The organism is Parapedobacter deserti (genome assembly GCF_042646065.1).
In the GTDB taxonomy this organism is placed as follows: Bacteria; Bacteroidota; Bacteroidia; order Sphingobacteriales; family Sphingobacteriaceae; genus Parapedobacter; species Parapedobacter deserti.
In genome coordinates this window covers 84,180-108,759 of the sequence record NZ_JBHRTA010000061.1, presented here as the reverse complement: position 1 = coordinate 108,759, position 24,580 = coordinate 84,180, and the positions used below count along the sequence as shown (strand labels likewise).

Annotated in this window: 17 protein-coding genes; 6 read left to right on the top strand and 11 right to left on the bottom strand. The window is 42.9% G+C overall.

The annotated features are described in order from the left end of the window. Positions 1-4: 4 nt before the first annotated feature. From ACFOET_RS19785 to ACFOET_RS19740, 10 genes are all read right to left on the bottom strand, one after another. A complete protein-coding gene (locus ACFOET_RS19785; RefSeq protein ID WP_379025948.1) occupies positions 5-2,047 on the bottom strand; it encodes an AIPR family protein in 2,043 nt (680 codons plus the stop codon). After that, positions 2,044-3,006 (bottom strand): PD-(D/E)XK motif protein, encoded by a 963-nt coding sequence (locus ACFOET_RS19780; RefSeq protein ID WP_379025946.1) that lies wholly within the window; start codon positions 3,004-3,006, stop codon positions 2,044-2,046. The genes ACFOET_RS19785 and ACFOET_RS19780 overlap by 4 nt, the downstream gene beginning before the upstream one ends. Beyond that, positions 2,999-5,656, bottom strand: coding sequence for a Z1 domain-containing protein (locus ACFOET_RS19775; RefSeq protein WP_379025944.1), 2,658 nt, complete (start codon positions 5,654-5,656; stop codon positions 2,999-3,001). Before ACFOET_RS19775 ends, ACFOET_RS19780 begins: the two co-directional genes overlap by 8 nt. After that, on the bottom strand, positions 5,643-7,067 hold the full coding sequence (locus tag ACFOET_RS19770; RefSeq protein WP_379025942.1) for an ATP-binding protein: 1,425 nt from the start codon (positions 7,065-7,067) through the stop codon (positions 5,643-5,645). The genes ACFOET_RS19775 and ACFOET_RS19770 overlap by 14 nt, the downstream gene beginning before the upstream one ends. Next, a complete protein-coding gene (locus ACFOET_RS19765; RefSeq protein WP_379025940.1) occupies positions 7,064-8,017 on the bottom strand; it encodes a hypothetical protein in 954 nt (317 codons plus the stop codon). Before ACFOET_RS19765 ends, ACFOET_RS19770 begins: the two co-directional genes overlap by 4 nt. A gap of 35 nt (positions 8,018-8,052) precedes the next feature. Then, entirely contained in the window at positions 8,053-9,843 is a 1,791-nt protein-coding gene (locus ACFOET_RS19760) for an ORC-CDC6 family AAA ATPase (protein WP_379025938.1), read from the bottom strand. Next, positions 9,827-10,891 (bottom strand): HD domain-containing protein, encoded by a 1,065-nt coding sequence (locus ACFOET_RS19755; protein WP_379025936.1) that lies wholly within the window; start codon positions 10,889-10,891, stop codon positions 9,827-9,829. The genes ACFOET_RS19760 and ACFOET_RS19755 overlap by 17 nt, the downstream gene beginning before the upstream one ends. A gap of 117 nt (positions 10,892-11,008) precedes the next feature. Further along, a complete protein-coding gene (locus ACFOET_RS19750) occupies positions 11,009-11,758 on the bottom strand; it encodes an abortive infection system antitoxin AbiGi family protein (RefSeq protein ID WP_379025934.1) in 750 nt (249 codons plus the stop codon). A 146-nt stretch (positions 11,759-11,904) separates the two neighbouring features. Beyond that, the gene (locus ACFOET_RS19745) at positions 11,905-12,600 is read right to left on the bottom strand and encodes an HNH endonuclease (RefSeq protein WP_379025932.1); all 696 of its coding nucleotides are present in this window, start codon (positions 12,598-12,600) and stop codon (positions 11,905-11,907) included. A 57-nt stretch (positions 12,601-12,657) separates the two neighbouring features. Then, a complete protein-coding gene (locus ACFOET_RS19740) occupies positions 12,658-13,197 on the bottom strand; it encodes a helix-turn-helix domain-containing protein (protein ID WP_379025930.1) in 540 nt (179 codons plus the stop codon). A gap of 947 nt (positions 13,198-14,144) precedes the next feature. Here ACFOET_RS19740 and ACFOET_RS19735 point away from each other — a divergent pair. The 3 genes from ACFOET_RS19735 to ACFOET_RS19725 are packed head-to-tail and all read left to right on the top strand — an operon-like array spanning position 14,145 to position 20,002. Continuing rightward, positions 14,145-15,383, top strand: coding sequence for a TlpA family protein disulfide reductase (locus ACFOET_RS19735; RefSeq protein ID WP_379025928.1), 1,239 nt, complete (start codon positions 14,145-14,147; stop codon positions 15,381-15,383). A gap of 47 nt (positions 15,384-15,430) precedes the next feature. Continuing rightward, positions 15,431-18,643 (top strand): SusC/RagA family TonB-linked outer membrane protein, encoded by a 3,213-nt coding sequence (locus ACFOET_RS19730; protein ID WP_379025926.1) that lies wholly within the window; start codon positions 15,431-15,433, stop codon positions 18,641-18,643. A 12-nt stretch (positions 18,644-18,655) separates the two neighbouring features. Further along, positions 18,656-20,002, top strand: coding sequence for a RagB/SusD family nutrient uptake outer membrane protein (locus tag ACFOET_RS19725; RefSeq protein ID WP_379025924.1), 1,347 nt, complete (start codon positions 18,656-18,658; stop codon positions 20,000-20,002). 86 nt (positions 20,003-20,088) lie between these two features. Here the strand turns inward: ACFOET_RS19725 and ACFOET_RS19720 are convergent, their stop codons facing one another. Further along, positions 20,089-20,910, bottom strand: a complete 822-nt coding sequence (locus tag ACFOET_RS19720) for a MauE/DoxX family redox-associated membrane protein (protein ID WP_379025922.1) — start codon at positions 20,908-20,910, stop codon at positions 20,089-20,091. A gap of 428 nt (positions 20,911-21,338) precedes the next feature. Between ACFOET_RS19720 and ACFOET_RS19715 the strand changes: the two genes are divergently transcribed. The 3 genes from ACFOET_RS19715 (at position 21,339) to ACFOET_RS19705 (ending at position 24,449) form a co-directional block, all read left to right on the top strand. After that, positions 21,339-22,484: a hypothetical protein gene (locus ACFOET_RS19715; protein WP_379025920.1), complete on the top strand. Its 1,146-nt coding sequence runs from the start codon at positions 21,339-21,341 to the stop codon at positions 22,482-22,484. Positions 22,485-22,617: 133 nt separating this feature from the next. Beyond that, positions 22,618-23,211 (top strand): sigma-70 family RNA polymerase sigma factor, encoded by a 594-nt coding sequence (locus ACFOET_RS19710; RefSeq protein ID WP_379025918.1) that lies wholly within the window; start codon positions 22,618-22,620, stop codon positions 23,209-23,211. Between the two features lie 80 nt (positions 23,212-23,291). After that, the gene (locus ACFOET_RS19705; RefSeq protein ID WP_379025916.1) at positions 23,292-24,449 is read left to right on the top strand and encodes a FecR family protein; all 1,158 of its coding nucleotides are present in this window, start codon (positions 23,292-23,294) and stop codon (positions 24,447-24,449) included. The last annotated feature ends 131 nt before the right edge of the window (positions 24,450-24,580 follow it).

The following is a 24,580-nucleotide window of genomic DNA, read 5'->3' as shown; positions in this document are numbered from 1 at the left end:
GCAGCTAATCTTCATCTATTCCCTCTTTTTTTGCAGTTTCTAATAAATCATAGAGAATATTTGATTGCTTTTCCGAAGGGACAGGTATTAATCCACTAGCCATCTTTGATAGAATATCAGATTGCATGGTCGTCAAACGGAGCGATGATTTGTTTTCCGAAAAATATTTATCGAGTTTCTTCCAATGTGCTTTGTCTGTCTTGAATACTTCAACCTGTTTGTTAATACCAGAATCAAGTTTCTTATTTTCTTTGTCCTCTTTTAAAATATATTTTTTTTCTTCTTTATCTACAAATAGCTTACTGTCAAGCTCGTCAAACTCGATGTCAATTTCCTTTACCCTTTCCCAACACCTGATATTCTTCGTCCATTGACTAACGTTTGCATATCCAGCCGGGGGATTGGTGATATTTAAGTAAACTTTTTCTGTTATTATTTTAAGGATGTCAATCAATGATGTCGGTATTTCTTGATGCTGCCAAATTAGGTTGAAGTTTAGATATAAGTTTGAGTTTTTTACCAACGCGGAGAGATAGGCAATACTATAAGTCACGGTTTGTGCTCGAAACCCTCCGTCATACCAATCTGCTCTTGTAATCAGACGCTCGACCGTCCGAAACAGAATGACTTTCGAAATCATTTCCTTAAAAAAGACCTCGGTTATAGCCAGATTATCGTTTTCCACCATATTGGTGATTCGCTCGGCAAATTTTCTAAAACTGTCCTGCGCACCCTTGGAAACGATATGAGGTAGCTGATTCCACGTATTTTCTGCTTTAGCCAACAATGTTTTGTCGACAAGTTGACTTTTGGGGTTTTCGATCAAAAATTTCCTTTTTGCATCAGCAGTCAGATATGCCTGGCTATTTAGATACTCACCTCTGACTCGTTCGTAAAACCATCGGGTTCTTTTTTGTGATCCACCGATAGCCGGTGCAAAGATCCGAGTTGAGTAATCTTTTATATCCTTGTGAAAAGGGCTATTTGAAAAGAAGTCCGAGTTATTGATTTTATTCTGGGTGTTGGCATATTCTGCCACCTTAGAAATAAAGTCATCTTGATTTTTTTCTTCTCTAACGACGGAAAGCTTCATCTGAACAGAAATTCTTGATACATCGATTTTTGAATTCTTATGTGCGGCATATATAGCGGAAGTAGTCTGGCCCCCATTCACGATTTGGAAATCCTTGATCACACTTATATTTCCATTTTGCCCAAATTCCAATGATGATGCTGTGGCAGTAATCCCATTGTTGTATGCAAAGAACATTTCAGGTTTGTTTTCAATGGTGTTTCTAAGCCCCTTATTAACGTTGCCCCTGAATTGCAAAAAAGTGCGGACGTTTTGCTCAAACAGTTTCTGACCGTGTTGTTCATAAATTTTAATCAGAAGATTGCCATCTAAAACAGATAGATAAGATTGGTATGGATCGTTTTCATTATTCACCTTCAGAAATGGCAAATCCACATCCACTTCAAATTCACCAACCTCTCTTTGCGAGGAATATATTTTGTATAAATATTCGATGTCTATAACACGATAATCAAAGTTAATTCCGTCGACAGTGTCAGCGGGCAGCTCAGCTAAAGATCTTGTAATTTTACCATCGCTCAATAACATCAACCTGACTTTATCTATAAGTCCCTTTTTGTGGTAAGTAAAGAGGTTATATGCCATAGAGTAGGCTTCGGACGTTTCTTCCAATTGTAAGTAGATTCCTTCGATGGACTTTTTGAAAAAATTGGTCATCCTCCAAAACTTAACATCGATTTGGCTTCGTGTTAACGTCTGGATGGCGTCGTCTTGGAAATAATGGTGGTTTAAAAGTGTCAAAATCTTTCGATCTTCATCGTAGTCAAAGCCATAAACTTCAATGCCTTTCTTCGTGTATTCTGCATAAGTATAGTTGTTAGTCAAATCTCCGATAGTTGTTAGATCTTCACATACTATCTCAAAGAAAGACTGTGCTTTCAACAATCCCCGACTTTCAGCATCAGAAAGTATGGATTGCGTAAAATACTGATGGAAATCTTCTAAACTTATCATAATCGTTTTGGGTGCTCCTTAAATATTGCAGATGTCAATCTTTCATGTTTTTTGCAAAGTTCGAGATCCAGAGTGTAATTTAACTTTATGATTTCCGAAGGAACATGTTGAGGCACTAATCGTGGGAAATCATCGGTTATTTCGAAAACTCTCAGATTGTCGATTGTAAATTTGATCAATGTGTTATCATTCATATCCGGCATATAGCCATAACTAATAACTTTATTTTCAAATAGCTGTCGCGTAAGGAGCGATTCATCCTTCAATAAATTATCTAATTCAGATACAATGTTTTTGACTGAAGAGCCTTTTTCAGACGGTGTAAGTCCGTAAGAAACGATATAAAGCGGTTTAGATCCCTTGAGTAGTTGATGGGCGGATGAGATGATTATTTCAGGACCTTTACTGGTCTTGAATGATTTCACTTCGAACATTACATTTGGGAAATTGAAATCTTTCCTATCCCTTTCTGGCCCACACCAAGCAATTATACTATCTTTTACACCATAAATCGGCATTAAATTTCTAAGGCATGTGAGCTCAGTAAAAAGCCCCATTTGTAATTCCACAGACATAAAAGGATCATTGTTTTGCATAAGAAATACTTGCCATCGTTTCAGACGCGCTTCGACCGCATGCACCATTTTTGAATTGGAACTATACGCTATGCAAACAGAAAGAATGTCTTTACAAAGAGACAAGAACAATTCCCAATCTGACCTTTTGTTTAGGATCAAGAATAATTCACCACAACTGATCGTATTTCGCTTTATAAGCGTAACCCCTTTTAGACGAATATCCGTTTCTGGAGACTTAAATTTCTCTGCGGATTGCAAGAAAAATCCATAATTCCCTTGCTCATCCTTTATCCAAAATACATCATGCGGAATTTCTGAGTTGATTCTTCGGCTTGAACCGATATTCATTGGTTCCCATGGGTTATTATTTCCTTTAATCATCACTCTCTTCGCCAGCTTCTAATTCTTGTAAAAGATTACTGTAGTATACAGTGTTAATTTTTAGTTTAATCGTGTCTTCGGTGCTAAGTACATCACCAGGGAAACTGAGCCCGAATGCTGCTAAAGTTTCAAGTTTCACATCGGAGTTCTGAAATTCCGGTTGAATAAAATGCAACATCAAGAGCGGGCGCTCCATTAACTTTCGTGCCTTACCTCTGTTTCCTCTAACTTGATTTTTTAAATCCTCAGGTAAAGACACAGCTTCTGCACTGCCAGATGATACTTGCCGATTGTTAAACTCGTACTGACCCTCCGTTTTTACAGTCATTTTTCTTTTTTCTTTTTTTACAGAAAAAGTCGGACTAATAAAATATGGTTCTCCATCTCCACTATATAAAGCGACGTCCCAATTCGTATTTCGCTCAGTGAGATATTTTTTCACAAACCCAATTGGCATCCGTGAAGTTATTCCTAATACATCCTGATCTTTATACACCCTGAATTTGTTCAAAAAATCATTAATGGTTTCACGCTTTACATCTTTCCATAATGTAACCGAGTTCGAGGACGACTCAGGAATAATCAGTTTGGTGACAAAATCTTTAATGACATCAATGTTATGGTCAATATCTTCAGTTTCCGAACTTAATACACTAGTCTCTTTTGCCTTGCCATCCAATCGCATCGAATATTCGAAATCCGTAGCATTTCTTAGCTTATTTCTTGCGGTAATCTGCAACGCGCTGGCGGGATCTTGTTGTACCGCCAAACCAAACTGCGAGGGTGTCCATTTGTTTTCAGACATCAATCGAAAGTCCCTCATCAACCCCTCCGTCGCCTGAATAATTTCTGCAAACTCATTTATTTTCTCATGTGGCATATAAATGTGGCAAAGGTCTTCGTATCCCATACGATAACCAAACCAACGGCCCATTTGCATCAAGGTATCATAGAAGATGGTGTTTCGAAGAAAGTAGCTGACACTTAACCCTTCTAATGTAAACCCCCTCGCAACACTCGTTCCTCCAACTACAATTGCATTTGTAGCAATGTCTTTTCTGTATTCTAGCTGAATTGTGGTTTTTTGATGTACATCCCTTATGACGATCGATTCAATAGTTTCGGTCATTTTTTTAAGCACTGTGTTCCATTTAAATTCGTCGTTGTTGAAATTGTTAATATATGTAACGTTCAGTTCTAGAATATCAGCACTATGATATTCTGGGTTGGTTAATCGGCCATAAGTAGCAATTTCTTTTTTAATATTTTCCAAATAGTCAGCTAGTCGGCCTGATATTCGTTGATGAACCAAGGTAAAACGTGTAGCGTGAACGAGCATGCTATTGTGATTTTTTCCATAGCCTCTGAGGCACCTGACTGCAATATTTAAAATGAACACCCGGACGGCTTCCAATAGACTGTCTGGTAATGAATCTACTGTGTGATCTTTTTTATGCGTTGTTGGAATATGGTCCTGAAAATCGTTGACTGCCACTAAGTGTCTCTCCTCGGTGTCAAGGAAAATTTTGCGCGCACCGAAATAATTCGTCGGAGCTTCGAGGGCGTAAATGAAATCTTTAGGAAATAAATCAAGACCGTAGTTTTCGTTATCTACTTTATGGTCTATGAAAATATTGGCATAAGGTGTCGCTGTATATGCTACATAAGCATATTTAGAAAACAATTTTAGCAGTTTTCTAATGCCTCTATTAATAGCGGTCGGATCCTCATCCTTCTTTTTCGTATTTACCGAAGCATAATCGGATTCGTCATCAATCACCAACATTGCATGATCAGAAATCTTATTTTTATATTGTTTATTCAGCCATGTTATCACACTTTTGAAGGTATTGGTGTTTTTTTTGATGACTAGTAGAACGGGAACGTTTATGCTTTCAAAGCTTGCACTTTGGGACGCTCTGTCAGCATCTTGTGTGTTGAAATCCCGTTCGATCGTTGTGAGACTATATGGAATTTTATTTTTATCAATATTACCTTTTCCCGCCCCCACTTGCACACCGTTAGTGCGCCCCACAAAGGCCTCATTAAGGCGTTCTTGGGTCTGGTTCCGGAGGTTATTCATGCTTCCAGCAATTACAACTATAAATTTGTAACCGGCGTCGGCAGCTTTGCAAACTAGACCTGCATAATTTCCTGTTTTTCCGGACTGTACGTGCCCGACTACCATTCCGTACCTAGAAAAATGGTCTCTTCGCGGATCTTCAATATTGTTCATCACCACGTCGGTATCATCGTCTAAGGTCTTTATAACCTCACCCGGAAGAGATTCTTGCAGATAATTCTTGTAACGCTCCCAGTAATATTTTCTGTTTTTCTGTTTTTCTATGCTTGTCCACCAACTATTGTCTCGTTGTTGTTGATCCTCTCCTTGTATAAGAACCCCAGTAGCCATTTTCACATCGAAATGGGTTTCTAGTTCTCGTTTCATTCTTACCCAGTCCTGCTCGTTCAGCGGTTCAAGTACGTCTGCAGAGATTACTTTGGCATAGTATTCATAACCGATTTTGTCTATTACAGCTCTATTATTCTGGATCTCTTCTTCAATTTTTTGCTGCGGCAATGTTCCTTCGATTTTCCGAAGATTATCAAATATATGCGATTTGATCGCCAAGTAACTAGTGCTGTTCATTGGTTAGAATTTCCTTTCTATTCTTAAAAATTTCCGTTTTCAATAATTCTTGAAGAAACTCTTGATTGATGTTGGTCTCTGATAATTTTTTTGCCAGATTCCGTACTTCATCCTCAGACAAGGCTTCATGCTGATCTACGGCGAGGGGATCCAGCTGCAACCTCGCTTGAATTGCATCGAGGGGAAGGTATGCCTGCAATCCCTTAAGATAATATAACAAATCTTCTCTTTTTGATACATCCAAGGTTTCATTTAGCCTCCTATACATCGGGTGAGATTCATTTAGTGCAAACCTAATTTTGTTGTGTGATACTACAATCTCCCAAAACTGTGTTACCGTTTTGTCTTCGATCTTTTTCCCTCTTACAGAGTAAGGTCTCGTTCCTTTTTCGATCACCAGGGAGATAATACGCTTAAGGTCATTTCTTATAGTTTCAGACGGCCTTGCTATAGACTTCTTTACATCGATACCCCAATGTGTGTCCATCGAATTTGGGATATCAATTTTAATACGTACTAATTTATGAGCGTCTGCTGCCTTGTGCATACCCCACCATGTCCCATAAATTATAATTCTATTTTGGCGGTACAAATAGAATCCTTGTGATTTGATGTAACCCTCTTCTGTAGCATACAAATCATATTCCTGTTTAGAAAGTTTTGAATGATGGGGGAGTATAAAGGGTTGGATCGTGACGGTAGATCCGAAAACATTAATCTTTTCAGGAGCTATTTGTTGAGTCGCAGGATGATTTAAATTAAATGGATTAAATGGCTTTATCGGATTATTGTTCAGTGAAATGCTTATTTTTTTTGACGAGCCTGTTCCTTCAAGAAATTTATGAAATACGAGAGAAGTGTGTTTTCTTACCTTATCTATTACTTCTGAAAAATTAGACACGGAAATTCTATCTATCTCCTCCCACACAACCAAGGTTCCGCTTTCCAATTTTTCGAATTGTTCAAACATCGGAGCACATGAAAGGTTGTTGGGAGTGATTAGTAGCCATTCATTTTTTGATGCAATAAAAGCAAGATCCCATTGTCTAGCCGATAGCTGACCATTTCTTTTACTGATTACTGTCAGTTTCTTGCATTGAGAAAAAGAAGCTGTTTTTAATCCTAATCCGAACCTCCCCAGATCCAATTTATCTCTTATCTCATTGGGGCTTTTACTGGCAAGACGCATGGCTTCAATCAATTCCGATTCCGTCATGCCTATCCCATTGTCAAGCATGGCAAATATTAGAGTCGGAGTGGCTACTGAATAAATTTCAATAGAAGTAGCACCGGCAGAAATACTGTTATCAATAAGATCCGCTATTGCAATTTCAGGAGAATAGCCAATTTCTCTCAAGGAGTCAATAAAATTTCCTACATTGGGATTGACCGTTTCCGTCTGCGGTTTCATTGGATCTCGGTTGGGAAATAAATGATGTAGTCAGAAGGCTTAGAATAACCGTTGATGTTATATTGGTTTGCACTTGCGTAGCAAACTTGAATATTTTCATTATTTATGCATGCTTTAGCAACGCCTAAAGTTGACACCTTGTTATTCAAGGGAGCAATGCATATATTGTATTCCTTTCCATAATTATTACAGAGGACTTCGATTGCGCATTGCGTGTCTCGAATGCTATTGCATGAAAATTGAAACTCATTTAAAAAAGACGGAAACTTCGCTTTAAACCTCTTTATCGTGTACCCGGCTTTTTCATCTAATTTCGGATGATTGGATGAAGATAAACTTGGTCTGCCTATCAGTAGAGCATTGGGCTCAAAACTTTCAATTATTATTTCAGTTCTCTCGTCCTCTAAACCGGCTAAAACAATCAACATCAATTTTTTTGAAGGCGTATGTAGCCCCGAATATCCAAATATAGACCGAATTTCCCTCACACCCTTTGTTAACCATCTTTCACTGAAGTCTTCTGAATGTTCGTACTCCGACGCTGGGGTATAAATAAAACTAACCGAGTATTTCGATTTCATCTTTTCAGATTCGAATATCTTTAACATAATCAATAAAACCTCTCGTGTGAAGGTTGTTACATCCAATAAAACATTGACAATTTTATTGTGTTCAATCGATTCTAAAAAGTCGTAAATAGCATCATACGTTAAGATTGGCTCATTTTTAGAGTAATTAATTGTTTTAAAGCCTCCTAACGCTTGTATTGCCTTTAAGTTTTCTTCACTAAGTTGATAGCTATTATTTATATGAAAAACAGCTTTGTGCCTAATATCGGAAAGATTAAGGTGTTTCGCTACCACCGTGGACCGTTCTTCAAATCCTGCGGAACATATAAAGAAATCAATATCTTTAACTTCTTTTTGCAAATCTCTAAGAGCGATTTTCATTTGGCCGATTTTGCGTTTAATACTTAATTCAATGCCTATGATAATTGATCATATATAGTTAACTGAGATGAATCCTCGTCAAACAATAGTCTATTAGCCTCTTTCTCAAAGCGACTGGGGTCTGTCAAACTAAGTTTCAGTAATTCACTATTCATGAAACGATAACCTTTAAACCCAGAGGGATCAAGCTTAAAGTACGGAGCCAATATTCTACTCAAAATATACAACTTATTCCTTCCAGTACCTTGTTTATTTCCAATCGTACTTTTATGCAAGTATCCATAATGTTCTGCCAAATCGATAATTTCACTTAATTCTTTATCAGGAAGGTTGTTTAGTGCAATTGAGAAAACTATTCTTTCTGCTTTATCAGACACAAAGATTCGATGGAACATTTGGCCGAGACCGTTTATCAAATTATATAATTTGTCAGCTTTACTTAATCTTTCTCCCACTTGGACATCACCATGTTCTTGGATTACTTTTTTAAATTCATGCTCCAAAAAATCAGAAGAATATTCTTTTATTACATAATCTTGTATTCCTACAGGAATTTCTATTACTTCAGCAATTGAGATATTGCTTTTTGAGAGACATTCGTTGAACATTTTTGAAGCAGGTTCCAAAAAATGTCTTATAATTCCAGAGGAAATATCCACCAATTTGCCGAATCCGGCATAACTTAAAGTTGCTCCCGATCGAGACCTCTTAAGTCTTTTTAAATATTCTGAAGTAGCGTATCTTCTTGCTGCATCCGACGACGAATATTCTCTCTCTTTAGAATAGTTATCCTTCTTTAATTGCTTTCGGATTTTCTCTAACTCCCCTTCCTGTTTTTTATCCGTAGGAAAAAAATCTTCGGGTCGAATTTCTTTACCTAAATATTTTGAAATTCTTTTGGAGACTATTTTCTCTATCCGCCTATAATAGTTGTTTTTTTCACTAGTATAAACGGATGCGATATTCACCTGGGTATAGTCATGTGGATAATCAATTGTTTTATTATTAATTGTAGAAAAGGTTTTGTAGTCTAATTGGGTAGATATTTTAAGGCTCACATCACTTGATGTTCGATAAGAAACCCATGTGTTTAAAATTTTTGTTTGAGTATAATTTAAATAACCTCCATCATCAATTAATATATAAAAAGGATTTTTCCTGGGGAATAAACTTATTTCCTTGAGCTCATTTAAAATCGGGTATAGAAAATCCAAATAGTTGCATAAGGGACCGCTATAAGTATTTGGTATATTTTTATTCATGGCAATTTTTTTACAATACATTTTGCATTGCAAAACCATCCCATCTATTATTTTTATAATACTTTTAATGATCCTTTCAGTTGTTAGATTTTCACCGTCTATACAGTTGTCAATATCACCTCCCGATAGGTCAACATGCCACAAGAATATATCGTTATAGAAAGTGGATAAATCTTCAGAGTATTTATTTAAGTCACCTTTGTGAGTCAAGAGCTGTTTGAAGCATTTCGATGCTATATGGGTCACGAGAAGATGCTCGTTAAAAAATGTATTCGAGCTATCATGCAACCTTTCTAACTCTGGATAATTTATGTCGGTGAGTTTAATCGGTACGTAAAAGGCATAATACTCTAATTCTGCAATACTACAATTTCTTGATATTGTTTGACAATCTGGCAACATGTAGCGAAACATCATACTTTTCCCGGATCCTCTATGCCCATTTAAAAATGTATGTCCAATTTTCGGAACCTGATGAAAATCAGTAAATACATCCACAAAAAGTTCGTGCGCATCTTGAGCGCTAATGCCTTCTGGTGTGCTAACCTCAAATGGATTCTTCATATTCTTTCGGTTTTACAATAGAACCTATCTTTTCTAAAAAAAACTTTCCGTCCATGTGAACCTTATTGTTTACCAGATCTGGACACAACTTATATATATCTTCGAAAGGAAATGACGGATAACCACTTTCCTTAATTGTATAGGAAATTGGGTCAATAACGTCATCATTATTTTCTTTGTCAAAAAAGTGTATTTTCACTTTTACAGTTGTCAAACGTCCCCTTTCTGGAAGAAATCTGTTACAATACAATGATTCGGTAAAAGTCTTCAAGGTGCGCTCATATATTTCGTCAATAAGGAATTGATCTTTCGCGAACTTTGGGAATTTTTTTTGAGTTAACTGTTGCTCAATATAAAACTCTATTTTTATTTCCTCATGATTAATATTTAAACTGTCCAAACTCTCGGAATATCTATGAAATATTTCACTTGAAGGAATCATTTGATCTATATCTAAAAGAAATTTTGAGGCCCTTGTTTTATCTTCTGCAAGCTCATCTGCTAATCTCAAAATTGCCGCGAGTAATTGTGGCCGAATACTTTTATGTGAGACGTACATTTCCGCTTCAAGCTGTCCGATCGGATCATTCTTTCCGCTATGGGCTTGTGCTATTTTTCCGATAATTAATTTTTCAGAACGGCTTAGTAAATCCCCCGAATCAAATTTAGACAGAAGTTGCTTCCCCTTTGATGCATGTTCTTTTCTAGATCCAATCAAATGGCCCGTATCATGTAGGTTAATAGACATTAACAATATAAAAATTTCATAAGGACTAATAAAAAAAACCTCCTTCTCCTTTGTAGAGAGAGGGGTCAAATTGTTTAATAATTTTGACGCACGATCTATAACCATCTTTATATGATCTACTCCATGATCATTATAATAACCGTCCTTTTCTATTTCTAATATTTTTGTTTTAATTTCAGGATGAATCTCTCTGTCAAATTTCTCCTTAAGAGTTTTATATATGCCAACGTAATCCCGTTCGTCCGGAAAAGCTTCAAAGGAGTCCGAATGAATTTTTAAAAATTCCTTCTCTATATTCATAATTACTCAAACTGTGTTTTTAATATGATTTTAGATTGTTGTTTGCCGTGTTTCCATTTCCTTCTCCACGGTTTTCGTATCAAGGTACTGTCAGACGGTAAGAAGTAAATACAATTATTAGAAGTCGTCAATTATTTGCTTAGATGTTATTATTTTTGGCATAAGCCGAAGGAAATCCTTTTTTGGATATGTTTCCTCAAGATGCTTTGACAACTCCTCTAATTCTGCTTCTTCTTTTATAATAATGTACGATATATCCTCTACGGAGAATTGCAATCGTTGACGTTCGATTGCCTCATTAAAATAATCTTTGTTATTTTCATACGTAGCTGCATCTAATATATTTGGCTTATTATTCAGTAACTTCGCAGTTGGAACAAATCTCCATTCTCTTTCATCATAAAACCTATAACCGTCCACTTTGATATTGTCCCTCTCCAGTAAACCTTTAAAGTTTTTTGTATAGAATGGATATAAATTTTCGTCGTTAATAATATCATCAGATAAGTTACTTAGCAATCTTTCAGCACTATGCCTGACTGAAGTGCTAAGTACAGAGTTCGATTCTATATAAATAACAGGATTGAGCCCCTGAGAACTCACCCATTTATAATTCAGACCAATACCATAGTCACCGTAATACCCCAAAGTATTCTTTTTGGTTTTTTTGTAAAAATGCTTCTTGTACTCGGATAAGGGGATATCACAAAAGGATACCATTGCAATGGCAAATCGGTAATTCTTTTTCCCTCGAGTATTGACTTTTTCAACACAATATTTGTATTTGAATCCTCCCTCCTTTAATATCTTCTTTAGAATCGAAAATTCTTTTGTATAGTGAATAACTGATGTTGTGCTAATTGCCATGCTTAAATAATTACAAGTCGATTTGCGGTACAACTTAAATAATAATGTGTAAAGAAATTTACATCCTGTTTGAGTTAAACACCAATTGACACACTATCAAATTTGCCTATATTTCTTTAATTCACATTAAGGTTTTCCATAATCCTTCAGTATTTATCCCACCCCCTATGCACCATTCGATGACAATTCGAGCAGATGAGCATAAGGTCATTTAATGTTGTTTTTGTATCCGGTGTTAATTCCGATAGCGGGGTGCGGTGATGGCATTCAATGAACCCTCTCCCTACATCACCGTAGGTCTTTTCGAAATCGAATGTGCATAATTCGCAAGCAAGTGAACGATGCTTCTTCCAATATTCCTTTTTCTTTTTGTCGACAAGAATCCGGTTCCGCTCGCGATAGCGGTGCAGCTTATAAAGCAGTCTCCCTTCAGGTGCCGAATATTGGTCTTCCTCCTCATCCCCTACTATAGGCGCTTTCAATTCTTCGACCAGCTCCTCTTGCGCGAGCGTAGCTTTGATATTACTTGCAAGCTTTCCGAGCAAGGTTCGGTTCCTCCTAAACTCATTAAAAACTTGTTCGTCCAGTTTGCTGTAAGACTGCATACCTCTTCCTTTATAACCCGGGTCTAAAGCCAAAAAATTACTTAGCTTGAGCCCTACCCCATTGGGGTTTCGATATCGTTCCGCATCGGTTTTCGCTTCGGAAAAAGGCAACGTGTTTAGCATTTGTGAAAGCTCTATAATGGCTGGATTCCGCGCATGAATTTGCCCCGGTCCTAACCTGAAGTACAAGTCAAGCGCGAGTATCAATTCATCTCTATGCCAATTCGGATTTTTCATTAGGTTCGTAAATTAGGTTGCTAGACACCTCCCATAATTACTATTGAAAGAATCTCTTCATTCCTTTATCTGATACCAATTACCCGCTCCCGTCTCACCCTCAGGTTTCTCAACTACTTTAACTTTATTGCAACGCGGCGGACGTTTCAACAAATCGGTTATACGTCTAGACTCATTATTAATTTCCTCTCTTACAGCAATAGGCAGTAATTCCAATAGGCGCTTTGCTGTAATAGGCCTACTTAATTTTCCAGTGGCTATAAGTTTGTCTATCTCCTTCCCTAAATCTATCTTCTCATGTTTTTCCCTAGGTTGCGTTCCAGATTTTCTAATGTTCGATATTGCTTGTTGTGTCTCTATAGGTAAACTTTTAAAGGATGGTTTGCGTTGATTAGGATTCATTAACTGATAATCTTCAAGACCGTAAATACTAGCGACGGCCTTGGTCTCATGAGGCCGAGGCTTTTGTCTCCCCGATTCAAGCCTTGAATACTGACTTTTCTTAAGTTTAGCTAATTGCTCAACCGCATTTTGCGTCAACCCGAAATGTAATCTATACTCTTTAAATAGTTTCTCTATCCCTTTGTTTTCACCCATGCAAACCAAAATTTAAAAAAATCGAATTATAAAATTTGCATAATTCGATTAATGTGTTTACCTTTGTTATCAATTAGATAAGCGACAATTAAGACAGAGATAGCACCTCCGTCATAACGATGTCACTCTCGTACCGAAATCGCCAAATTCCCACGAGATGACCATAGGTTCGCCGTATAATTGCGTAATCTGTATATTTGTGCATATTACCAAACGGTGAACCTTATGTGAGTCTTTCGGGGAACCCTAACTTTAGTTAGGTTGGTGTTTGGCGATACCAGGTCGGAAGCATTAAGGTTCACCTTTGGATTATAAATAAAAAGATGCCTTAAACTTCTTGAGCAGCACATCGTTTTCATAAAACACCTAAAAAGTGAAAACGATAACACCAAACCCGAAAGCTAACCTTTTCCGCAACCTCGGAGGCGAACGACTTTACGCTACCTCACGGCCGCGCAACTCCTCATTCAAATCCATCACAAAAAATATCACCTGCCCACCAGACTAAAGTACAACCAAGATACCTATCGGACAGCAAAGCAAAAGCGTTAAGCTTCGCTGCCAACGGCACAAAAAGCCACTGGCCGCTGCCCGGTAGTACCGACCCTGCGCCATAAGGAAACTGCGTTGTTTGCTTCACGTGAGGAGCGGTTGTCTGCTTTTCGGTCTATAAATTCTCACCCTAAAGGTAGATGGTCATTTCCACTTTTGCAAATCTTTGTTAGCTTTTTCGTTGGCGTAGGCGTCGGTTTTTGAAACAAAAAATTCTTAAACCATTCATAACCAACGAAGAAATGAAGCGAGTTTTACGCTTAAGGGTTTGCATTACCCAATTTAGTTGTACTTTTAGCTACGCAAAACCAAGATATAGCAGCCTATTAGCTGTCTTAACGACCATGTGTTTGTATGCCCACGCGCAGTCCCCGGCTGGGTCCGGGGCTGCGTCGATGGGTATTATTACTGACTCCGTCACTCCCCTCCAAATCGGGGATACCATCCCCGAATACCTTTGGCACCTGCCGTTGCAGGTTGTGAATCATCCAGGCGGAAAAGAGACGATTACGCTGGATGAATACCGCGGTAAACTGATCATTCTGGATTTTTGGGCCACATGGTGTACGGCATGCATCCAATCGATGCCGAAAGCGGCAACCATAAACCACAAGTATGACGATGTAAACGTGATACTGGCCACACGGGAGCAGGCAGCAAAAGCTAAAGGATTCTTTGCCAAGCGTGTTTCCGATTTGACGTGTAATGGTCTGACGTCCATCGTCAATGATTCGCTGCTGGCTGACCTGTTTCCGCACCGGCTAATACCGCATGTGGTATGGATAGACAGCGCGGGCCGACTATCAGCTACCACGGGCGCACAGGAATTAACCGCTGCCAACGTAGCGGCTTACTTGGCCAACGGAGACGCGATGCCTACCAGCAAAATCGACATCGATACCAAGCAGCAGCTATTTCTGGATCGCAAAGCTCCCCTAAACCAGATACAGCACTATTCGATTTTTTTAAAGGGTCGCATTCCCGGCCTTCCATCCGGAAATATACAGCGCAAAACGGCAGGTATAACGTACGGCAGAGCGATAATGAACTTTCCGCTCTTGATGATGTATGAGGTAATCGTAGGAAAGTTGGCACCCGAGTACAATCGTAAGCGCTTAATTAATCAAGGTATCGATAACGCCCTTATCGATCTGCCCGAAAACTTATCCGAAGCAGAGAAAGATGCGTGGAACGATGCCAATTTGTATACTTATGAGTTCAACTTGCCGATAGACCGTGCGGACGCACTTTATCGCCAAATGCTGGAAGACCTGAATGCCAAGACAGGATACTACGGCCGCATCGAAAAACGAACAACACGATGCCTCATGTTGGTACGGACCAGCGATGCCGATAAGCTGAAAGCAAAGGGCGGGCCGAGTGTGGGCGTGAATTTCGATGGTGGGCCTATCGCTATGAAAAACAACAGCTTGCTACACATCGTCAATCTGCTCAACAACCGAAGGGAAATCGACTTGCCGATCATCGATTCGACGGGCTATCAAGGTATGGTAGACCTCAGACTATCCGGCGGGCTGGATATCCCTTCGCTAAGAAAAGACCTCAATCGCTATGATCTCGATCTCGTCGAACAGCAAATACCACTTGATGTGTTCGTGCTTTCAAAGAACTAGGCTGTGCCTGCTAACCGACAACTACTCACTTAATACACATTACAGACATGATAACCATAAACCAGCTGCGCATCGCACTGACTGTTTTCTTTCAACTATTCGCCTTTGGCTTATTGGCGCAGCAAAGAGCGATCGAAGGAAAAATATTGTCCGCGGAATCCAACAGGCCTGTGGCCAATGCCACCATTGTATTGGAAAATGGCGGTGCTGCTACCACATCGGATGAACGTGGAAATTTTACCCTTACGGTAGACACGGCCGGTGCTCTACTTACAATCTCTTCCGTGGGTTTCGAAAACAAAACGGTTCACCTCGCCTTCCCCTTGCCCAATCCATTCATCATCCATTTGGTGGAGGGAAATAACATGCTGCAGGAGGTAATGGTCTCCACAGGCTACCAGGAAATCCCGAAAGATAGACAGACGGGCTCGTTCTCTAAAATCGGCAACAAGGTGCTTAACGAGCAGATATCAACCAACATCTTGGAACGATTGGAAGCGGTCGCAAACGGACTGGCGTTTGACCGTACCACATCTTCTGCAGGGCGTTTGATGATACGCGGCCTCAGCTCCATCAACGGTCCGCGGGATCCGTTGATCGTGGTGGATAACTTTCCTTATGACGGAGATATCTCCAACATAAACCCGAATGACGTGCAGGATATCACCATCCTCAGGGACGCGGCGGCGGCCTCGATATGGGGGGCGAAGGCAGGTAACGGGGTGATTGTGATCACGACGAAAAAGGGGAAGCTCAACACGCCGCTTTCCATAGACATTACGACTAACGTAACCGTGGAGAATAAGCCAGACCTGTATTACCTCAATCCCATATCAACGGGCGATTTCATCGATGTAGAACAGTTTTTGTTTCAAAATGGGTATTACAACAACCAGGTTGATGCCCGCAACCGGCCGGTGCTCTCGCCCGTTGTAGAAATGCTGCTGAAAATGGAAGATGCTCCGGCAGCCGAACAGGCAGCGCTGAAGGCGGAAATTGACCGGCTGCGCAGCGTGGATGTACGGGATGAGTTTTTGCGGCAAGTCTACAGCAGGGGCTTTAACCAACAGTACGCACTGGCCATGAGCGGAGGCCGGGAAAACTCGGCTTGGCGGCTTTCGGCGGGCTACGACCGCAACAAATCGGTGCTTGAGGCGGTGCATGATCGGCTGAACCTGGGCCTATCGCACCTGTTTAAGCCAACGGATAACCTCACCGTGTCTACGGCTTTTTATTACACCAACAAGCGGGATCACAACGGGCGGATGGGCTATGGGCAGGTCTCATCAAAAAACAGCAACCTGTATCCGTACGCCCGCCTATATGATGAGCAAGGCCAAGCGCTCCCCATCGCTAAGGACTATGGCATCGGTTTTATTGATACGCTGGGAGGCGGCAGGCTGCTGGATTGGAAGTACTACCCCGGTTCGGACGATGCGCATATCGACCAGACGGTAGCTGTGAATGATTTGCTGCTTGATTTCGGCGTTAGGCACCAGTTGCCGGCCGGATTCGGCATCGACCTTAAATATAAATTCGAACGTCAGTTTACAAACGACCGCAACCTGCGTGGCTTAGGCAGCTATTACACCCGCAGCATGATCAACAATTACACGCAGCTGAGCGAATCGCCTTTCTATGCCATCCCGATTGGCGGCATCTACGACCTGCAGGATACCGAGCTCACCGCCCATAATGCACGGGGCCAGCTCAACTTCGACCGCACATGGGCTCGCCATGCCCTTACCGCCATTGTGGGTGGCGAAGTCCGCTTGGCAAAAACGGATAACCGCAATAATACCTTTTATGGCTACGATGCAAATACACTTACGTTTGGACATGTAAACTACACCGTTCCGTACCCGACGTTGGTAACGGGGTCGAGCAGCTTCATTCCCAACTCGATAAACCTCAATAGGGCTGATACCCGGTTTGTATCGCTATACGGTAATGCTGCTTATACATTTTCGGACAGGTATACGGCTACCGTCAGCGCACGGCGCGACGCCTCCAACTTGTTTGGCCTGAAGACCAACGACAAATGGAACCCGCTGTGGTCTATGGGGGTAAGCTGGAACGTTTCAAACGAGGAGTTCTGGCACAGCAAAGTGATAGATTTTTTGAAAATTCGGGCCACATATGGGTTCAGCGGTAACATCGACCCGGCTCAAACGGCACTAACAACCATCCGCTATGGCAGCCTTTCGCCATTTGTACTGGAACCCACGGCCCGCTTCGATAATTACGCAAATCCGGAGCTGCGGTGGGAAACCGTACGGATGATCAACGCGGGCGTTGATTTCGGTTTGTGGGACAGCCGGGTAAGTGGCAGCATCGAATTCTACCGCAAGGACGGGAAAAACCTGTTCGGGAGCTATCCGATAGATTACACAACCGGAATTGGAATGGAGGTAACAAGGAATGTGGCAAGCATTAAGGGCAGTGGGGTAGACATTGAGCTGAACAGCTTAAATACGAAAGGTGCCGTACGCTGGCAAACCAACCTCAATTTTAGCTACAACCGTGACCGCGTAGTAGACTATTACCTCTCCTCGCGGGTGGGCAGCCGGTTTATGCTCGGCAGTGCCACGGTATCTGGCATAGCGGGCCATCCTGTCTATTCGGTATACTCGTATAAATGGGCCGGACTTGACCCTACCACCGGTGATCCGCTCGGCTACGATGCAGCAGGAAGGCCCACCAACAACTACAACGCACTTACCGGGCCCAACGTGCTCGTCGATTCGCTCAATCACCACGGCTCGGCATTGCCGTTGCTTTTCGGATCGATGGGCAATACGTTTACCTGGAAGAATGTATCGCTGACCGCACGGATACAATATAAAATGAATTATAGCTTCAGAAGGCAGAGTATCAACTACAGCGTCCTTTTCTCGTCATGGGATGGGCATGCCGATTTTGCTAACCGTTGGATGGAACCGGGTGATGAGCTTACGACAGAAGTGCCATCCATGGCCTACCCGGCCATAACCAATCGAGATGCATTTTACCGGTTTTCCGAGGTACTGGTTGAACGTGGTGACTATGTGCGGCTGCAGTACGTTGCCCTGAGCTATACGCTCGGCAACCGACTGGCGGAAGAGCTCCGGCTGAATAGCCTTTCCCTTCAGCTGAACATTAATAATGTGGGTATCCTATGGCGCGCAAATAAAAAAGGGATCGACCCGGAGTACCAATCAAGCGGTTTCTCCATGCCGCCGTCTCGGACCATCTCACTCGGACTACGGGCTAACCTTTAATCTCTTGAAAAAATGACTACCAATAGCAAATTGTATTTTCTCGCAGCCATGGTGCTGCTCACCGGTTGTGAAAGCTTTCTCAACGTAAAGCCGAATCAAAAGCTGGCTACGCCAGCCTCTATTGAGGATTTGCAGGCACTTCTTAATAATTCGTCTTTTCTTAATACGCGAGACCCAGCTGCCGGTGAGGTCAGCGCAGATAACTACTACCTAACCCAGAATGACTGGAACACGCTGTACTACGAGAGTGACCGACGGATGTATACCTGGGAAAAAGACTTCATTTTTCCCGAGTTTCCCAACGATTGGTCTAATCTTTACCAGATTGTGTATTTCAGTAACACCGTATTGGAACAATTGGAGAACATGAATCCCGCTGATCTGCAATTTGACAATGTAAAGGGACAAGCCCTGTTTTTTCGAAGCAAAGCCTTTCTGCAGGCAGCTTGGATATGGTGCCATAGCTATGATGAAAGTGCTCGTTCCTCCCTTGGCATTCCGTTACGATTAACTACCGACTTCAATGAGGTTTCAATCCGTAGTTCATTGCATGACACGTATAACCGGATTATTGAAGACTTGACCTTGTCATCGTCATTGCTGCCCGACCGGAGTGTTCATCCGAGGCGTCCAGCGAAAGCTGCCGCATTTGCACTGCTTGCAAATACATTTCTTAGCATGGGTAACTTTTCCGAAGCAAAGCGATTTGCGGATTCTTGCTTAACTATAAAAAATGATCTTTTGGATTTTAACGAACTTGATGCTTCGGCAAACTATCCCATTCCCCAATCTAATAACGAAATTATCTTCGAAAGCTATACTCCTCCTCCCTCCACTTTAAGCGCTAGGGTAGCCAAGATAGACACCTTGCTATATAGCCAGTACGCAGAGAACGATTTAAGGAAAGTAATATTTTTTGTAGAAAACGAAGATGGTAGCCATGGGTTTAAGGGTAATTTTACCGGTGGGCCGGCTTTATTTACGGGGACTACCGTGGGTGAGGTTTACCTAATCCGTGCGGAATGTGCGGCAAGGCTCGGTGATGCGGAAGGGGCATTGGCTGATCTGAATACGTTGCTTAACGCCCGATATGATGAAACTTATTTCGAGCCGTTTGACGGACAGGCACTTACCGGCGATGTGCTGCAAACCATACTGCTTGAGAGAAGGAAAGAGTTGCTGATGCGCGGATTGCGGTGGGTGGACCTGAAACGCTTGAATAACGAGGGCTTTGGCATAGAAATCCGGCGGAACTTGGGCGACGATCGGTATGTGCTTCCTCCCAATGACAGCCGGTACGCATTGCCGATACCCGAAGACGTCGTTAATATTTCGGGAATGCCACAGAATAACCGATAGCAAGTTTACACGGTCAGTAAAAAAAGAGGTGGCGTGTTGGCGGTTCGCCACCACACCAGCCTCTGCCATCAACACGACTAACCAACCTATTCGGACGCAGAAGGTGCACGGGTAGACTCAGCCGCTGCACGTACCAAATTTGGATTATCGTTGAATTCGCTGAGAATATACGCATCCAATTCGCTTTGCTCATCGATATGATCGGGCGTACTCAGCACACATGGCAATTGCGTACCGGAGTCGCACGCTGTAGGGGGAGTACCCGTCTTTTCGTACTGAAACCCATCCGTGACATCGGTGTCATTCTCTCCCATAAAAATCCATTGCTGGTCGAGCTTGACCGTAAACGCACTGAATCCTATTGTTAACGCAGCCATCATCATTCCGAAGATGGCTTTCTTGATTTTTGAATTTATAGCTTTCATAGCTGTAAAAATTTTGTGTTTAACATTTACCTTGTAATGATACAGCAGCAACCCCGCGGCCAAGGCTATAAAACCGCAATTGAATAACAGGTGCTGCCCCCAAGTGAGCTTTTCAATGGCACCGCCGCAATGGCATGGAAGCGTTTCCGAAAAGAGCATCATTGTACTGATATATAGTGTAAACGCTATCATCAGCACCAAGGCTCCCCAGAGCCCCAGCCGGTTGGTATCCGGCCAGATCAGCAACAACGATACCAGCACCTCAGCTCCCAACACGCCCCATGCTGTCCATACGGGATAAGTACCCAACAAGGGTATATTCGCGATGCCCGCTTTAAAAGCATCGATGCCTACGGCCTTGTGATAAACCGTGTAGAGAAAGAGTATGATGAAAGATAACGACAATCCGTAGGCCAGCGTTTCCTTGGCGGCGGTGCTGAGCCGGATGCGTGGTATTCGTTTATAACTGATGAAATGTTCCATTGCTATTGCTTTGACTTAATCATTGATTCCTCACCGATTTGATTGCGCATCCCGGTGTTTAACCGGAAGTGTTGCGCTTTCAGATCATGGTCCCATAGTCTCACCTCCTTCCTGTTTAGCCGTTTGAAAATCTTCTTCTGGCAAATGACTATCGCATGGTAGCTCAACATAGAACCACTCGTGTTTTTCTTGTGCCATAACTTCGTTGGTATGTATTGCCTGCTTCATACAGGCAAATGTAGGGCAAGCCTGAGGGGCAGTTAGGTGATTTTGGCTACGGCATAGTTGGTTATTTTGGCTACAGCATTCCGTGGCTAACAAACGGCGGCGCTGTGGGTATGTGCGTGAGCGATACGTTGCCAAATCAAATTTTTTTTATATAATCGCTTATCGATAACCATTTTTTTCATCTAATCACTGACTAACCTGTGAGAAGTAAACCGTATTTCAAGAATTTCTGGCTCTCCTTTATGCCGGGCTCAGTACTATCTCCGCGTTTCCCGTTTACGATAGCATTCACCACTTTCTTATTCTTTCTTTTTGCATGGCTGGTGTGGACTGTTTCGCCAAAGCCGTATGTTCCGGACAATTGGTTCTATGGCGTGGGGGCCGTGGCTTATGCAGGCTTGGTATGGGCGAATGAAAAGATTTACCGGTACGCAAAAATCTATCAGATGATCGATATGGCGTGGTACCGCAAGCTCTGGCTCCAAACAGCTATCCCATTGCTGATATCTGGAGTTTGCTTCCACATGCTTATTTTCCCGCTGATGCTGTCTTTTGAAGAACGACCGGATTTGCCTATCGAAATCGCCGCGACACATTGGGCATACGTGTATTTTCCGGTGTTGCTCTTATTTTCGGTAATGCTGTTCCTATTAGCCAAGACTGTAAAACCGCTGGTGACCGAAGAAAAAATTGACGAAATGCTATCGTCAATTCAAAAAGACATGGTGGAGTTGGAGCATTTCAGGAAGAAGTTTTCCGATGAGTCCTTCCTCAGCCGCTTCCGCGAGGCATTGCCGCTCTTGTGGAAAGAGGGGATGGAAAAATATCTCGGGATAGCGCCAGACGCGTTCTCACGGCCGATCCATCAAATTCCGGATCCCTACATCTTTCGGGTATTGCCGCCCTATGGCTACGAGGCGATGCTGGCACGCGTAAATTCATTGGTAAAGACAGGGCATATCACAATCCGTGATGTCCCTGATTTCGAAGACGGCACCTACCTGGAAATGGCGTACAAGTCTCGCAAAGTCCGCGTTCGGCACCCGGAAGCCATAGCGACAATTAATGAGATGATGGGCGAGCTATCCTTGTTGCTGATGCCGGATTATCAACTCCGCCATTGCAAATTGTTGAGCGAGCCTCACCATGCTTACCAATGGATGGTGTGCCTGCAGCCTGCCCAATGGCGAGAGCTGGAAGCGGAATATGGTTTGAAAAAAATGGACCTCTATTTCGGCCGTGTGGATCGAAACTACCAAGCGGGGAAACAACCGGATCAAAAGACGAAGGATGCGGCATTAGAACTTTTCAAATTGGGGCTCAGTTTTAATGGCTCATCGAGCTAACCGAATGGCGGATAAGGGTCAGCAGATTGTGGGGGGCTTTGATTTCCGGGGCTTCCTGCCCGGCTGGTAGCCAAGCGCGTTTCCCGAAAAAGATGTAGCTTTGTGGCCGCTGATTATAAAGACGAATAGCCTGATGCATGAACTGCCGCCCAATATCCTTGTTGCGTTACAAAATGGCAGCCAACTGGCGTTGGAGCAGCTCTATGTGCGCTATGCCGAGTTGATTTTCAACCGCATACTGGTGCTGGTGCACGATGCGGCGGCGGCCGAAGAGCTCGTAAACGATATTTTCCTACAGCTTTGGCAACAACGGGAAACGATGGATACATCGGTGCCGGTCGAGGCGGTTTTGTTGCGGAAAGCGAGGAGCGCGGCTATTGATTATTACCGCAAAAGCCTGCGCGATGGCCGGCTCCGTGAGCAACTTATGCAACACGCCACCGCACATTACGATCCGATAAACGACCTGTTGGATTACAAAGAAGCGCAGGCGGCTGTGGAAGCAGCCATCGCCAAACTGCCTCCCCAGCGACAAGCGATCTTCCGGCGGTGCAAGCTGGAAGGCAAAAGTTACCTAGCCGTGGCGGAAGAGTTGGGCATAACCGTCGGCACCGTAAAAGACCACATGGCCAAGGCAATGCGCTCCCTGAAGGCGGAGCTGAAGGGGGACATCTTGAAAATTGGCTTATTCGTGTTGTTGATAAACCAGCTTTCTGAGAAATTTTGAAAAAAAAAGCTACCTCAGCATAGACTTTCCACTTGGCTATCGAATACGTTAATAAAGGACCATGGTAATAGACCATCAACATGCAACGTATTGACGCACTTTTCCGAAAATTCTTGACGGGGCATTGTTCCCCCGAAGAGGCCGAACGCTTGATCGACTTTTTTTCCGGCCCGGAAGGGGATGCGGAGATCGTGCGGTTGATTGAACAGGAACTTGATTCGCTCCAGGGCGGGCGGAAAGGAAGCAAGGTGCCGTTTGCTACGACAGATAACCTCGAAAAACTCCGCGGTATGATCGGGGCGCCGAAACGCAAGCCCATAGTCTATCGGCTGTGGCCTTATGCGGCGGCAGTGGTACTTGCCCTGGCAGTGGGCATATGGGGCTGGCCATGGCTTAATGAGGGCAACCACCAAGAACTTGCAGTGACAACAATCGCCCCCGGTGGCAACCGTGCCACCCTTACCTTGGCCGATGGGCGCACGGTAGCCCTAAGTGAGGCGCAAAACGGAATAAAGGTGGGTAACGAGGTTGTTTATACAGACGGTACGGCTGTTGAGGGAGCCGGGGCAATAGCGCAAAAAGGTGGGGGCACCGTTTGGATGTCGTTGGCTACGCCACGGGGTGGTACCTATCAGGTAACCCTGCCCGATGGTAGCCGGGTATGGCTCAACGCGGCTTCAACGTTGAAGTACCCGTCGCGGTTTGACGGTGCAGAGCGTGTGGTAGAGCTGGATGGCGAAGGGTATTTTGAGGTGGAAAAAGACAGCCGTAGACCCTTTCGGGTAGTAAACGAGCGGCAAGAGGTGGTCGTACTGGGTACGGCATTCAACATCGCTAGCTACCGCGATGAAGAGGAGACAAGAACAACGTTGGTAGAAGGGAAGGTGAGCGTCTCGTCGAATCTATTCGGCGAGCCGGTATCCGTGGTGCTTTCACCGTCGGAACAGGCCCGTTTGGTGGGCGGGCGATTGACAAAGAACATGGCCGATGTAACTACGGATGTGGCATGGCGCGACGGGCTTTTCGCATTCCGAAGCGAAAAACTCGGCGATATTATGCGCCAGGTAGCCCGGTGGTACGACGTGGAGGTGGTGTTTGAAGGGGATATTGCTAACCGAAGCTTCAGCGGCACAGTATCCCGGTATGCCCATATACATGAAATGTTGGAAACACTGGCACTGACCGACAGGGTGCGGTTCGTGCTAAATGGAAAAACCATAGTCGTTAAATCGAAATAGGTTGCTTAACCAAAATAATCAGATAATTAATTAGAAAACCATGAAGAGAGAAAACCCCAAGAAAGACTGTTCAGTACCTTGACGGGCGGCCGAGCGCAAAAGCGGAACCCTGAGTCGTGATCAGGATTCCG

What these genes read in the sequence shown, in the direction of transcription:
- ACFOET_RS19785 (WP_379025948.1), bottom strand. Translation starts at nt 2,047, where the DNA reads ATGATAAGTTTAGAAGATTTCCATCAGTATTTTACGCAATCCATACTT.
- ACFOET_RS19780 (WP_379025946.1), bottom strand. Translation starts at nt 3,006, where the DNA reads ATGATTAAAGGAAATAATAACCCATGGGAACCAATGAATATCGGTTCA.
- ACFOET_RS19775 (WP_379025944.1), bottom strand. Translation starts at nt 5,656, where the DNA reads ATGAACAGCACTAGTTACTTGGCGATCAAATCGCATATATTTGATAAT.
- ACFOET_RS19770 (WP_379025942.1), bottom strand. Translation starts at nt 7,067, where the DNA reads ATGAAACCGCAGACGGAAACGGTCAATCCCAATGTAGGAAATTTTATT.
- ACFOET_RS19765 (WP_379025940.1), bottom strand. Translation starts at nt 8,017, where the DNA reads ATGAAAATCGCTCTTAGAGATTTGCAAAAAGAAGTTAAAGATATTGAT.
- ACFOET_RS19760 (WP_379025938.1), bottom strand. Translation starts at nt 9,843, where the DNA reads ATGAAGAATCCATTTGAGGTTAGCACACCAGAAGGCATTAGCGCTCAA.
- ACFOET_RS19755 (WP_379025936.1), bottom strand. Translation starts at nt 10,891, where the DNA reads ATGAATATAGAGAAGGAATTTTTAAAAATTCATTCGGACTCCTTTGAA.
- ACFOET_RS19750 (WP_379025934.1), bottom strand. Translation starts at nt 11,758, where the DNA reads ATGGCAATTAGCACAACATCAGTTATTCACTATACAAAAGAATTTTCG.
- ACFOET_RS19745 (WP_379025932.1), bottom strand. Translation starts at nt 12,600, where the DNA reads ATGAAAAATCCGAATTGGCATAGAGATGAATTGATACTCGCGCTTGAC.
- ACFOET_RS19740 (WP_379025930.1), bottom strand. Translation starts at nt 13,197, where the DNA reads ATGGGTGAAAACAAAGGGATAGAGAAACTATTTAAAGAGTATAGATTA.
- ACFOET_RS19735 (WP_379025928.1), top strand. Translation starts at nt 14,145, where the DNA reads ATGGGTATTATTACTGACTCCGTCACTCCCCTCCAAATCGGGGATACC.
- ACFOET_RS19730 (WP_379025926.1), top strand. Translation starts at nt 15,431, where the DNA reads ATGATAACCATAAACCAGCTGCGCATCGCACTGACTGTTTTCTTTCAA.
- ACFOET_RS19725 (WP_379025924.1), top strand. Translation starts at nt 18,656, where the DNA reads ATGACTACCAATAGCAAATTGTATTTTCTCGCAGCCATGGTGCTGCTC.
- ACFOET_RS19720 (WP_379025922.1), bottom strand. Translation starts at nt 20,910, where the DNA reads ATGGAACATTTCATCAGTTATAAACGAATACCACGCATCCGGCTCAGC.
- ACFOET_RS19710 (WP_379025918.1), top strand. Translation starts at nt 22,618, where the DNA reads ATGCATGAACTGCCGCCCAATATCCTTGTTGCGTTACAAAATGGCAGC.
- ACFOET_RS19705 (WP_379025916.1), top strand. Translation starts at nt 23,292, where the DNA reads ATGCAACGTATTGACGCACTTTTCCGAAAATTCTTGACGGGGCATTGT.